Source organism: Hyphomicrobium sp., assembly GCF_041659645.1.
In the GTDB taxonomy this organism is placed as follows: domain Bacteria; phylum Pseudomonadota; class Alphaproteobacteria; order Rhizobiales; family Hyphomicrobiaceae; genus Hyphomicrobium_B.
In genome coordinates, this window is record NZ_JBAZXX010000002.1 from 539,818 (window position 1) to 552,853 (window position 13,036).

At 59.4% G+C, this 13,036-nt stretch carries 12 protein-coding genes; 3 read left to right on the forward strand and 9 right to left on the reverse strand.

The genetic code is table 11. The features are described 5' to 3' along the window. Nucleotides 1-286: 286 nt before the first annotated feature. Complete coding sequence (locus tag WC811_RS07620) at nt 287-1,768, reverse strand: sugar transferase (RefSeq protein WP_372642641.1); 1,482 nt, start codon at nt 1,766-1,768, stop codon at nt 287-289. 271 nt (nt 1,769-2,039) lie between these two features. Here WC811_RS07620 and WC811_RS07625 point away from each other — a divergent pair, with 271 nt between their 5' ends. Then, nucleotides 2,040-2,564, forward strand: coding sequence for a transcription termination/antitermination protein NusG (locus tag WC811_RS07625; protein WP_372642643.1), 525 nt, complete (start codon nt 2,040-2,042; stop codon nt 2,562-2,564). On the opposite strand, the gene WC811_RS07630 is transcribed toward WC811_RS07625, so the two are convergent. The 4 genes from WC811_RS07630 to WC811_RS07645 all read right to left on the reverse strand — a co-directional run bounded on the left by WC811_RS07630 (nt 2,512) and on the right by WC811_RS07645 (nt 6,885). Beyond that, a complete protein-coding gene (locus WC811_RS07630) occupies nt 2,512-3,831 on the reverse strand; it encodes a glycosyltransferase family 4 protein (RefSeq protein ID WP_372642645.1) in 1,320 nt (439 codons plus the stop codon). The two genes, WC811_RS07625 and WC811_RS07630, sit on opposite strands and share 53 nt — an antisense overlap. Before the next feature lie 31 nt (nt 3,832-3,862). After that, complete coding sequence (locus WC811_RS07635) at nt 3,863-4,429, reverse strand: WcaF family extracellular polysaccharide biosynthesis acetyltransferase (RefSeq protein ID WP_372642647.1); 567 nt, start codon at nt 4,427-4,429, stop codon at nt 3,863-3,865. Continuing rightward, entirely contained in the window at nt 4,419-5,417 is a 999-nt protein-coding gene (locus tag WC811_RS07640) for a glycosyltransferase (protein WP_372642649.1), read from the reverse strand. Before WC811_RS07640 ends, WC811_RS07635 begins: the two co-directional genes overlap by 11 nt. A gap of 1,225 nt (nt 5,418-6,642) precedes the next feature. Further along, complete coding sequence (locus tag WC811_RS07645; protein ID WP_372642651.1) at nt 6,643-6,885, reverse strand: hypothetical protein; 243 nt, start codon at nt 6,883-6,885, stop codon at nt 6,643-6,645. A gap of 265 nt (nt 6,886-7,150) precedes the next feature. Here WC811_RS07645 and WC811_RS07650 point away from each other — a divergent pair, with 265 nt between their 5' ends. Both WC811_RS07650 and WC811_RS07655 read left to right on the forward strand, forming a co-directional pair. Further along, nucleotides 7,151-7,525 (forward strand): PilZ domain-containing protein, encoded by a 375-nt coding sequence (locus WC811_RS07650; RefSeq protein WP_372642653.1) that lies wholly within the window; start codon nt 7,151-7,153, stop codon nt 7,523-7,525. Between the two features lie 148 nt (nt 7,526-7,673). Continuing rightward, nucleotides 7,674-9,095, forward strand: a complete 1,422-nt coding sequence (locus tag WC811_RS07655) for a tetratricopeptide repeat protein (RefSeq protein WP_372642655.1) — start codon at nt 7,674-7,676, stop codon at nt 9,093-9,095. Between the two features lie 13 nt (nt 9,096-9,108). On the opposite strand, the gene WC811_RS07660 is transcribed toward WC811_RS07655, so the two are convergent. From WC811_RS07660 to WC811_RS07675, 4 genes are all read right to left on the reverse strand, one after another. Continuing rightward, nucleotides 9,109-9,885 carry a glycosyltransferase family 2 protein gene (locus WC811_RS07660; protein WP_372642657.1) on the reverse strand — a complete coding sequence of 259 codons (777 nt, stop codon included), beginning with the start codon at nt 9,883-9,885 and terminating at the stop codon, nt 9,109-9,111. A gap of 7 nt (nt 9,886-9,892) precedes the next feature. Further along, nucleotides 9,893-11,137: a class I SAM-dependent methyltransferase gene (locus WC811_RS07665; RefSeq protein WP_372642659.1), complete on the reverse strand. Its 1,245-nt coding sequence runs from the start codon at nt 11,135-11,137 to the stop codon at nt 9,893-9,895. Continuing rightward, nucleotides 11,134-12,027, reverse strand: a complete 894-nt coding sequence (locus WC811_RS07670) for an NAD-dependent epimerase/dehydratase family protein (protein WP_372642661.1) — start codon at nt 12,025-12,027, stop codon at nt 11,134-11,136. Before WC811_RS07670 ends, WC811_RS07665 begins: the two co-directional genes overlap by 4 nt. A gap of 81 nt (nt 12,028-12,108) precedes the next feature. Further along, nucleotides 12,109-13,026: a LysR substrate-binding domain-containing protein gene (locus WC811_RS07675; protein WP_372642663.1), complete on the reverse strand. Its 918-nt coding sequence runs from the start codon at nt 13,024-13,026 to the stop codon at nt 12,109-12,111. Nucleotides 13,027-13,036 lie beyond the last annotated feature (10 nt).

Here is a 13,036-nt window from a genome sequence, read left to right on the forward strand (position 1 = left end):
ATTTCTTGAACGGAGTCCAATCATCTCGAACAAAATTCGCGCAATTGATTTATCCGCCCCAACGAAACTGCAATTTCAATTCGATTTGGGTCTCACTCCGTCTTTCATTCCCGGTGACGGTGAACGCGCTTGTAAGCCCCTGGTTCCTCGTTCCTGCACGTCGTCCATTAGAGGCAGACAGCGCAATTCCCCTGATCTGTCAGAAGTATTCGCGAGGTGAGAGGCGTTCGTTACAGGTCGCGTTACCGACTTTTGCGGCAATGGGCTTTTCGTCCGAGCGCCGGACTCAAGCCGGATTGTGCTCTGCCACATCGGCGGACCGCAGGGTCGGGTGATCTTTGCGAAGGGCCTGCCACGCTTGCTGAATTGCGTTCCGGTCGACGCGCTCTCCGAACAGAACCATGCGAACGGTGTGGGCGATAATCATCATATCGAGGGCGAATGACGCGTTCTTAATATACCAGAGATCGAGAGCGGCCTTGTCTTCGATGGAGAGGTGGCGTCCGCCTTTGATCTGCGCCCATCCCGTCAGACCAGGGCGAAGCCGCAGGCGCGCGGCGGGCGCCGACGGCTGATCGACCGGCAGAAGCGGCCGCGGACCGACGAAAGACATATGCCCCAGTAGGACGTTGTAAACCTGCGGGAGTTCGTCGAGCCGGAGCCTGCGCAGGAGATGACCGATTTTCGAGACGCGCATTGCGTCCGCCAGTGGACGGCCGTCCTTGTCGCGCGGAGAACCCATCGTACGAAACTTCAACACTCTGATCGGCCGACCGCGTGCGCCTGGCCGTTGCTGCCAAAATATCGCCGGAGCTCCGACATCGAGCAGCACGACCACAAAAACGGCAAGCATCAGCGGCGCAAAGCAGACGACGCAGACGAGAGCAACGGCAGCATCGACCGAACGCTTCCAACGTAAATACGAACTGGACGGAAGCTCGTCGTCGAGTTCTGTAGCGACGACGGCCCCGGTCGAGTTGGTCGAATTGAAAGCCCCATCGCCCACCCTATCGCCCAGGCCATATCGGGCAGAAAGGTGTTCGACGCGGATGTTTCCGTCTCTCGCTAAATCATCGAGCGACGTTTGTGCCTTCACAGATAGCTCGACGAATGGCGCGGCAATGACAATCCGGTCAACAAAAACACCATGGACGGATAGGTCATGCAGAACTTCGCGGATCGCATTCATAGGACCGAGGATTCTCCTCGACCGCAGCAATCGACCGCGATGCCGCTCCGAATCCGAAAGAACGCCGACTATATTGACGCTGTCATGGCCATTCTCGGCAGCGCAATAGAGGAAAAGATCAGCCAATGGATTGAGGCCGACGACCAGGACGTTTTCTCGATTCCCGGTGGCGACGACTTGAGGCCGGCGCGCGCGCCGACGCCGGACGTGGCGAATACGCATTGCTATACGCACGCCCCCGAGCGCGTATAGCATCAGCAATCCGTGCATTACCGGGACCGTGCGCGGTACGCCCCTCAAGCGATCGAATGAGAATCCAAGCGAAGTGACGAGCACGACGATCGTTACTGCCGCGCCGACGATGGCCGCGCTGTCGCTCATCGAGGCGAAGCGCCAGACCGTACGGTTGAGACGAAAAAGCAGAAGGACGGGAGCCGCGGCGACGAACGTAAAAGCGCAATACGTTCCCGCGTCCGCCAATGCGGAAAGCGGGGCCTGCGTGCTGCATAGAATAATCGCCAGGAGCGTCGACGCGGCAATCAGAAAGAGATCTACGAAAAGCAGGACGAAACAATGCATTCGGTACTCTCCAGCGGCGCTGAGCGAGAGACGTCCGGAATTCGTTGAAGTCCGGATTTTCTATTCCCCGGAATTGCCATATCAAATACCTAGTCCTTTGTAATCATTATAATGATATAAAGCCATTATCTTCCACACCTTCGCCGAAGTTGCGATAGCCCCGACTTTCGCTGTTTGTGCAGCAATTAAATATGTGATCGGTTGCGGTGGAAGGGCGACAAGCGAAACCTCTTATGATAGTTCTTTAGTATCATTTCAAAATGGAGGGGCCATGAACACTTCGGGGGTCGAAGACAACGCGCGTGCCATTTGGATCGCCGCGAACACGCATCCCAATCGCGAGCAGGTCGCCGAACATCATCTTCGCAATCAGGGGTATGAGCCGTACATGCCCGTCATGCGAAAGCAAATTCGGCACGCTCGGCAGGTGCGCGATGTGCTGCGTCCCCTGTTTCCAGGCTACCTGTTCGTACATCTCTCCCCTGCACACAGGCGATGGCGGCCGATCCTATCAACGGTCGGGATACGATCGGTCGTCTGCAGCGGAGACGTACCGTGCGTCGTGCCGGAAACATTTATCGACGACCTGAAACAGCGGGAGCAAGATGGCGTTATCGTTCGTTCGGCGTCGTCTCGTCAGATCGGCGAGACCGTCCGCATCGTGCAAGGAGCGTTTGACGGCCTTGCTGGGAAAATCATCGGGCTATCGGAGAATGACCGTTTGATCGTTTTGTTGGATTTTCTTAACCGGCCGGTGCGCGTGAAGATTCCTGGCGATCTGCTGTCGGTGGCATAGCCGGCGTAAATACAGTAAAAGCGCTTTCGTCGACGGCGACCGAGCGCGCCGTGGCTTCGATAAGCCGCTGCCATGTCGCGATTGCCTTTGTCTTGTTGAAGTTTTCCTCACACATCGCGCGGGCGCGATCACCCATTGCGCGGCAGAGATCGCGATCTCGCGCAAACGCATTTATGGTTTCGACCAAGGCGAGAACGTCTCCAATGGCAACGACTGCGCCGCAATCATATTGAGTGATCAATCGCGCGACCTCGCCCTTAGGGCAGCCGATGAAGATTGCTGGGCGACCGGCGGCGGCGATACCGTAGATTTTGCTCGGCACAATCAACCCCTCAAGCTCGGGCAACAGGGAGACGATGTGGACGTCCGCGACGGAAAGACTTTCGGCAAGGGCATCGCGCGACTGATATGGATGGAACACGACGTTGTCGTAGCCTTGTCTCTCCGTCTCTCGTTTCAACTGCTGATAACGAGCCCCGCCGCCGATGAAGAGCCAGCAAACGCCGGCCGCCCGCGCAGGGGGTTTCGCCATTACCGCGATGGCGCCTAGCAATGTTTCGATGTCGTGCGCGCGGCCGAGGTTGCCCGAGTACGCGATCACGAATTTCCCAGTCAGATTCCAATCCGAGCGGTATTTGTTCTGTGCGACGGCGAGCGGGCGTATGGCGTCGGTGTCGGCCCAATTCGAAATGACCGCGATCCGATTGCGCTTTACGCCGAGCGAGACAAGGCGTTCCGCCATGAGTTCGCCGATCGCGGCATTCATGTCGGCGCAACGGAGCGACGCATTGCGTACGGCGCGCAAGGGAGCGAACACCACATTTGAAGCTTCACGTCCGACTTTGAGGGCTTCCGCAACCTCAGGGAAAACGTCCTGAAGCCAATTTACCAAGCGTGCGCCGCGCCACCGCGCGATAATCGCGGCCACCACCGAGACGGCGGGCGGGTCCGTCATCGCGACCACGACATCGTCTCGGCGGGCGAACCGCGCGAGAGCCCACGCGACCGCGAGATAGAACGTCAGATAATCTATTGCACGGAAAGCGAGCCCGCCCCGACCGAATTTCGATGTCCAGATACGCTCTATCCGGACGCCGTTCGCCATTTCGCGCGCGGCGAGTTGCGTGCCGGGCTCATAGCGAAGGCGGCTGGTGATGATCGTAACGTCGAAGCCTTTTCCGGCGAGGCCGAATGCCAAATCCGTCAGCATCTGACTCGTTGCCGAGTGGTCGGGATAGAAAAAGCGATTGATGAAAATCAGGCGCACGGCGCACTCCTCAAGGATTTGGGTATCATGCTCAGAACTGCACGAGCGTTACGCCGGATGGCCGCTTCGGGCGCTGTCCAGTCTGCGTTGCGGGACTGCCGGCGTTGATGCTCCAGGCGTTGAGGTTTCGCGTCGCCACGCTTCCGATTGCAAGGATACTGCCCTCACCGATCGTCACGCCAGGTGCGACGACCGAGCGGGCAGCAATCCATGCGCCGTCGCAAATGCGGATCGGCGCGGCACGGAGGTCAAAGCCCGTTGCCGCCCAATCGTGGTTTCCGGTGCAGAGATAGGCCGCCTGCGATATGCAGCAGTGCGAGCCGATCATGACGTCGGCGAGATTGTCGATCCATGCGTCTTCTCCGAGCCAGGAATGATCGCCGACCGTCAACCGCCAGGGAAACTTTATCCGGACGCCCGGCTTGATGACCACTGCCGTGCCGATGCGCGCACCGAATAAGCGCAGCACAAAGCGGCGATGCGCCGAACCTGGTATTTGCGAACGGACAAGCAGACACTGCGCGACAAGCCACAGCGCCTCGATCCATATCGGCTTTGCGCGCGAGAATACTTTATGGTCGAATAAATCAAGCCGCATGCGACGATCTCCGATCACTGAGACGAACACACTCCGGCCGCCGGCCGCCATCGAGCAGCCAGGCGTAGACGGCAAGCATCTGGGTGGTGACGCCATTCCAGGAGAAGTTTTGCTCAGCAATTCGGCGGCCGTTTCTGCCCATTTCTGCTAAGGCTTCCGCAGGCATCGCCATCACGTCGCGGATCTCGTTGGCCATCGCGTTCGGGCTTGGCGAAATTCGCATCGCCGCGTTTCGATGAAAGCCTTCCGGCAAATTGCAGGCGTCCGTTTGCAAAACGGGAAGGCCGTACGACCACGCTTCGAGAACTGCCATCGGCAGACCTTCGCTTAACGACGGCAGAACAAATGCGTCGGCGCGGCGAAGAGCTGCGTCCTTTTCCCGACCGAACAGCGGTCCGAGGAAGTGGACCACATGATCTAGCCTTCGTTTTTTTACGTGCGCGCGCAGATCGGCCTCGTGGCCGCCCTGGTCCCAGCCCGCGATTGCGAGATGCCATCCCCGGTTTTCCCAATGCGATGGCCAGGCGTCGATGAGGGTGGACAAATTTTTCTTCGGATGCAGGCGTCCGAGGAAAAGCATCACGCGCTCTTCCTCGGGAATGACTTTCCACCATGGCGGCGTGCGGCTGTCATCGATCGACGGCAACGCGATGCCGTTGGGGATGACACAAATCGGATTGTCGAAACCTAGCTTGCGTATCGTCTCGGCCTCGGAATCGCAAAGTGCGTGCAGACAGGCGGCCCGCCGTAGGTGGTCGTTCTCGTAGAGTTGCGAAGCGATCTTTTTCTTCAAGACCGAACGCTTCAGCGCCCAGGTGTCGAGCATGCCATGGGGCGACACCACGTAAGGCCGACGCGTCGCCATCGCCCACTGCGCAACGACCCGCGAGGAGTGCTTCCAGATGCCGTGCGAGTGCGCGATGTCGGCACCCGACGCGCGCAATTGATCGAATGCGCTCGGGGCGTACCGTTGGCGTCGTGGTACCAATATCGACGGTGAAATCCGAGGTCGGAGTGAATGCACTCGGGTTCGTCACGGTTCCCGTGCATGTCAGGTTTGAGCCCGTGGAGGTACATCCGGGGGGTTGCGCGGCGGCGTCACCGCTCCCGATGATCATGCTCAGCGCCAGTGCGGAGATGAAGCAAGGAGGGGCGAAAAATGCCGCCCCGAACGGGCTACGGCACAAAGGCTGGAGGCCGCGATGACCATTTCCAGGGCCTTTGGTGCGGATAATATTAAGCTTAGGAGCGCGTCTGCGGCTCATGCGAAGTTTCCTCCAATGTTCAAACGCAGCACACGCAACTCCGCGTTCGGAAAAGCGCTCGCTTTTCCGTTGAAATCGTCAGCGCGATGGAGTGGTCATCACGAATCGCGTGTTGTGATTCTTTGGTACTATATGAGTAGTACCATTAAAAGCGAGAACGGGCGGTAGAAACCGTCCGCGCACAGATACGCGCCCATCGAAGAGAACATTATTGATCGCTGTGGCGCGATTTCATCACCAGTCGAGTCGCGGGAGGAAGGAGGAGGGACGCATCGCGACGCGACGCAGGCAAGCTCGGATGAGATCAAATAATGAGCTTCATTTGCCTATCAGGCGATGCCGGTCATCGTCGCCCATATCAAGGGGAACGCCGTCGGCAGGCTGTGACGCTCAGGCTAATCGAACCCAAAGCTTTCTTACCGCCTCTGCGACGTCGTCTTCCGTTGTCGGACCGATGTCATACGAGGTCCCGGCGTTCTCAAAGTCGCTGCCCCGCCGCGGAGCACTTGCGAGAGAGACCGACATCGATTCCAGCATCGCATCGAGGTCGGAACGAAAGCTCGCCAGATCCAATTTTGAATCACCGCTCCGATCACCCCTCCGAACGGGTCGAACGGGCACGACCTTGTGACCGGAGTTCTTTTTTATGCGCGACTTACGACGCAATAAGTTGGCTGTATTTGGCGTAAACTCGACGCCGGCACTTTCCTCGCCACCGGATTCTCGACGCGAAGACATCCAAACCCCGCCGCGTTGCATGACGATCGCGTTCGACACGATCACCTCGCGAAGACGGCGAATACGGGACAGGAAATTCATCATGTGTTGATTTGCCGTCGACGTTCGAGAGAGACTTCCGGCCGCGATGGTTCACCCTCGCCACTGGATTCGGGTGCATGCACCAACGTCTTAATCAGCGGCGCCATCGCGACGCGGCGCTCCCGGGCGTCACATTTGCCTGAGCGGTTGATGAAAATCGAATCGCGCCAGATCGTCTGTGCCTTGCCGGTAGTCGCGGTCTTCGGCGGCCTTCATCGTGTGACGGTTGACGACTTGAGACAGCTCTTGAATGGTACGCTTGCGTGCCGCGCCGGTGACGGCGAGGACGGTCAAGATCTCCTGAATGAGCTGCTCTTCAATAGCAGCATCCTGGCGGTAGGCCTCAAGAACAGCCTCGAGTTCGGGTCGCATCGGCATTCTCCTCGAATCGGACGAATTAGTCTTAATTAACTAGTCCTATGCGAGAATTGCAACAATCCAACGCATGCGGCTCGCAAAGCGATGTGGATCGGCGTGGTTATTTCACTGGGGTGGCAGGTGTCGAAGCGTTTCGAACAATTTGATTTTAGTACTTATTGATCAGCGCGGCCGCGATTAGTCGTGCGGATACCCTTTTCTGCGCTCGATCTGACGGCACTGCTTCTCTCACGTAAAAAGCCTGGATTACGGAGTCGAGATGCCAGCAATAAACATAACACGGAACTATTTGCGACGACGGGACGCGCGCAGGCGTGTGATGCTTGCCGCGATCGTCGAGTGCCGCGGCGTAGCCCAGAATGTCAGGATTGTGGATTTTTCCCTATCGGGCGTCCGCATCGACGGCATCCGGGGCCTCGCGATGGGGGATCCGATACGGATATCGCTCACACCCGATCTCGCGCTCGAAGGTCAAGTCGCATGGTCCGTTTGGCACAAGGCGGGCATCAACCTCCTGTCGCCATTGACCGAGGATCACCCCGCCTACGTGTTTCTCGCGGAGCAGGCCAAGACCATCGAACACGCACGAACGCTGGCGCTGGTGTCGCTTGCCAAGGACCACTCGAGAGATTGAGTCCTCAAGCGACGCGCGACCTGTCGGTAGACCGCGTTGTAGCCGGCCATTGCCAGTCTCGCGCATGGTTGCTCGTCTAGGTGAGAGGATGGACCGCTGCGCATGTGCCGGCGGACGTTGGACGAACCGCGCCCATTCGGAGATTTCGATGGCAATGAACCAACAGTGGCCTTCGCTCGCCGATCTGCCGGATGAGGGCGAAACGCAGCCGCATGCCGTCGCGGCGTTCGATCCCGATGCCGCCTCGGGGTCGGAATTACTGTTCGCCGGATTGCAGATCGCGCGCGCGGGCGATCTCAATGCGGCGGCGGAACTCTTCTCGAAAGCCATTCTGAAAGATCCAGAGTCCGCTGAAGCCTACGAAGCTTTGGCGACCGTTTTGGTGCCGCTCGGCGAGCTCGAATTCGCGAGTCGCGCCAAAGCCAAGGCGATCAGCCTCGGCTACAATTCCGCGCCGTCGTGGGAAATGCTGGGTGACATGCTCGTCGGCCTCAGCAAATTTGACGACGCGGCAGAAGCGTTCCGTACGGCGCTCGATCTTGACCCAACTTCCGATGACGCCAAGAGCAGGCTCGACACCGCCCTGTTGCGTGGCTCGCAAGCGGCTCCGACCGCCCCTCCCGTTTCGAATATATCGCGCGCCAAGCTGGATGCCGATCTTTTCGGACCGGAATTTCTAAGTAGCAGTCCAGTTCCGGCGACTTGGCAGCGCGTCAACGTCGTTACGATTGTTCCCGACGGCAATCCGCATTCGGCGGCGTTCGCCGATCTTGCAATGGGATTGGAAAGCGCGCTGCGGTCTCTTGGCATCGATGTCGAGCGGCGAACCAACGCTCTTGGAAATTCCGGCATCAATCTTCTGCTCGGCGCGCATCTGATCGACTCGCAGGAGCTTGCGGATCGTATTCCCGCGAATACCGTCATCATCAATCTCGAGCAGATCAGCGGATTCGATGTGCAGGGTCGCCCGATCTATCTCAGCCTGCTCAAACGCCTTGCGGTGTGGGATTACAGCGTGCGCAACATTGTCGAACTCAGGCGCATGACCGGGAACGCCTGTATCCGACATTTCGGCGTGGGGTACGTGCCGGAGATGACACAAAATCTTGCCACGTCGGAGCAGCCTGTCGATGTACTTTTCTACGGCAGCACCAATGCGCGCCGGAGTGCAGTGCTGAAAGGGCTGGCTGAAGCTGGGCTTCGCGTGAAGCATCTCTTCAGCGTCTACGGCGAGGAGCGCGAGCAGGCCATCGCCGAGGCGAAGGTCGTGCTTAATATGCATTTCTACGAAGACAGCATTCACGAGATCATCCGTACTTCGTACCTTCTCGCGAACGGCAAGGCCGTTGTCTCTGAGTGCGGTCCGGCGACCGAAATCGACGAAGATATTCGAAGCGCGATGGTTGCGGTTCCTTATGCGGATCTCGTTCAAAGCTGCGTGGCGCTCGTTCGCGACGAACCGCGCCGTCGCGCGCTTGAACTCCTGGCGTTCGAGATTTTCTCGCGGCGGGATCAGGCGGAAATTCTGCGCGACACGATCACGGCGACGAAAATACCCGGATTCGGCTGAAGACAAGCTCCAATCAGGCGGCGTCGCGCAGGATACCGCTCAACGGCGCGAGTTTCGACCAGCGGCCGTCAAGCTCGGCAACATCCGCTTGGTGTTGTGCGCCGAAGCCATTCTTGACGTCGAAGCTGTCGCGCTTCGTTGCGATTTGCAGCTTGCGCGCCTTGAACGCATTCGACCACGGACTGAATCCGTACCATCTGATCGAAGCGAGATCGCGACTGCCGTTGCATTGACGCGGCAGATGCGAGCCGTGACGGCCCGGCGTATAGGCGCCGATGGCATAGCGATGATAGACGCGGCTGCGCGTCGCGAAGGTTAGACCGGGTATCGCGAGGTTCTGGAAATCGATCTCGTCTTCCCAGATGCCCGTCGCCTTTTGCGTCACCAAGGGCTTATCGGGGTCAGGCGGATTAAGCGGATCGGTATCGACCATTACGGCGCCCGGCAAGCGCGCGCCGACGAGGTCGTGTTGCAGCATCACGCGCTCCATTTTGGCGAGGCCGGGAGCGACGAAGAATTCGGTGGTGTTGAGCGCCAGCTTCCAGGCGTCTGGGAAGCGCTGCTCATGCTTCATGACTTCGAAATCGCAGAGAAGCGCCGCGAACGTCGCGTTCTCAGATGTTACGATCTCCCAATGGGGCACGAGTTCACGGCAGATCGCGACGGAAGCGTCGGTCGAATGATAATCGATCAGGACGCCGTGATCGAAGATTTCGCGGTGATGACGGAGCCACCACGGCAACAGGTATGCTTCATTGAAGAAATGCGAAATGACGACCCGTTGTGCCATCGTGGCTCTACCCGATCTCGACGAGCTTGGGAAAATAGACGACGAACTTTGGAGACGTGTCGCCGCTGAGCTTCGTAATTTTCTGCATCAATTCATCGGCAAAGTTCCAGGCGCCGATGAGAAATGTGGTGTCGGCGGCGATGTCGGCCGCCTTGTGCAACGGCTCGATCGGCCGGCTCGTACCGGGGATCGTCAGCCCGACCTTGAGCGGCGCTTCGTCGAGGTAGATATCGGGCAGGATGCGAGCGGCGCGAATGAACGTCAACGCTTTCGCCGCGACGCCGACGAGGGCAACTTTGCGACCGGCGGCCTGATGGCGCGCGACGGCTTCCGCCGCGGACTGCATCGCGCTTTTCGCGCCGGTGGCGAACTTCGCATACGCTTCGTCTGCGTCTGATCCCGTAAGCTTTGACGAAAGGAAAGGTGGAGTCGGAGACGGCCACGCGACACTGAAGGGCGCGCTCTCTTCAAATGCAAATAGCCCGACGTCATCGTCGGCGCGACGCAAAAAGGACAGCAGGCTCGTGCCGTGGACGGAGGTGAGCTTGGAGGCCTCGACGCGCAAACCGCTGTTTTCCGCGAGGCGCGCCATCGAGGCGACCGTGTAGAACGAATAGTGCTCGTGATAGACGGTGTCGAATTCACCGTTCGCGATCATCAAGGCTTGGCTCGTCTGGATGATCGCGATACCGCCGGGGGCGAGGCATTCGCGAACGCCCCGCATGAATGACGCCGGGTCGGGCGTGTGTGCCGCGACATTCATGGCGATGATGATATCGAAGAGTCCCTCAGGACGGGCTTCCGGAAAGAATCCTGTGACGACTTTCCGTCCGGCCGCAGCGGCGACGCGGTTGAGATTTTCGGCGGGATCGACACCGATGGCATCGAAGCCCCGGGATTCGAGAACGCCGAGAAGGCTGCCGTCGTTCGAAGCAATTTCGAGCACGCGGGCACCGGAACGACTGGCGCGGAGCAATGTATCCGCGAACCATTCGAAATAGGCCTTGAGCGTTCCGCTCGTGCCGCTGGCGTAGAGATAATGCTTGAAGAGCTTGGCCGGGTCGACGAAGTGGGTCAACTGTCCGTGCGTGCAGGAGGGGCAGTTCGCGAAGCCAAGCGGAAATGCTTCATACGGTTCGCCCGCATTGGCGAGAAGCATGTTGGCGGGGGGCTGCACGTCGAGATCCAGCAGGGGCGTAACATCGCCTCCGCAAACAATGCAGGTGCGTTGACGTTCGCAAATTGCGCTCATGATGCCGCTTGAAGCTCGGGATGGAAGTGTTCGCGGAAGCTGGCGCAGCGTTCGGCGATGCTCTGCTGCCGCGGCGCGCCGCACAACGATTGAATGCGCGCGCAATTCATTTGAAAGGAATAGGTTGTCGCGTTGCCGTTATCGACCACCGGAACACCGTGGAACGCCGCGATCGCATCGGCGAGCTCGCCGATGCCGACGTTGAATGATCCGGCATTCAAGATTGGCGGCAGATCGTCGGAGAGCTCTACGAGGCGGAGAATGTAATGCGCGAGGTCTTCGAGAAAGAGGACGTTGCGATAGGCATTGCGATTGCGCACCTGCACGAAGCCGTCGCGCATGGCGGCGATGTTCATGGCGTTGAAAATCAGTTCGCCGCGCAGGAAGGGACTAGTCCCGCAGACCGTGCCAAGCCGTAATCCCGTGATCGCGTTGGCGAAGCAGCGCGCGAGCGCGTCCATCGAAATCTTCGAGCAGTCATAGGGATTGATGGGGTCAAGCCGGGTCTCGGTTTCGTCGAGCGGCGGCGGCGGGTCGCCATCTTCGGCCTGCATGACGGAATAGACGCTGGCGGTGCTGGCGTAGATCAACCGGGCGTTCAACTGCTTGCGGCGGGCCAAGTGAAGAAGATCGAGGCAGTTGTTGGCCAGCGCGCCGTCGGGATCGCGCAGTGACATCGGCACGCTCGAATGTCCGGCGAACCAGAGGATAACGCTGAAATCTGCGAGATCGGTGATCGTCAGTTCCTGATACCGGCAGCGCATCGCATTGCGAACGCCGGCAAGACGATCGACGTTCTGATCGCAAACGGTGACATCGAGGCCAGCCCGCGTCAGAACGGGCAGCAAGTAGGCGCCGACGTATCCGTATCCGACGAGAAGTATTTTCACGGCCCAGCCCCACCAAGCACCCTGCTCTCGATGTTGTTCAGCTTTGGCTTGCGTGTGGCTGGCAGTGAGAGCGCGGGCTCGCTAGGCCGCGCTTTCGCGGCGACGGGCGGGTGGTTTGACGGTCGCTCCGACGAGTTCGAGGAGCGCCAATTCGGCCTGGCTGGCGTAGCGCTCCTTGTGATGGAGGACGTAAAACGGGCGGCGGGGGAGCGTGAATTCGGGCGAGACGAGCCTGCCCGAGAGAAGTCCGGCTTCCGCGACGAGATTTGAGATCGCGGTTGCGCCGGCGCCAGCTTCGACAGCGGCGCACACGGCTTCGTTCGACGGCAGTTCAAGCGCAACGTCGAGGTCGGGTAGCGATATCGACAGCGATTTGAGCGCCGTTTCGAACTCTCCGCGCGTGCCCGATCCTGGTTCGCGCAAGACCCATTTCATCGACTTGATGTCGGCGGGTTCAAGCCGCTCTTTCCCGGCAAAGACATGGTTCGGCGCCACAACGACGACCAATTGATCGCCTTCGATGCTGCGCACCGAGAGGTGCGGATCGTCGATCGCGCCCTCGATGAAGCCGATATCGGCGATGCCCTCATGCGTCGCCGCCGCCACTTGCTGCGTGTTGCCAGCTTTCAGCTTCAGATGGATGTCGGGATAGCGGCGATGGAAGATCGCCAGAAACGGTGGCAACCAGTAATTCACGATGGTCTGGCTGGCGTAGATCGATAGCGAGCCGCGCTTCAATCCCGCGAGATCGGCGAGAGCTTTCTCGGCGGTCGCGGCTCTTGCGAGGACGCCGCGGGCTTCGATGAGAAATGTTCGGCCTGCCTCGGTCAGCTCGATGCGGCGACCGATGCGGTCGAACAGCTTCACCGCGTAACGCTCTTCCAGCGCGGCGATCGCGGAACTCGCAGCGGACTGCGTGATGTTGATCTCGTGCGCGGCTTGCGTCACGTGCTGACGCTCGGCGACAGCCACAAAAATGCGAAGTTGCTCGAGTGTCATTTGATCCTCG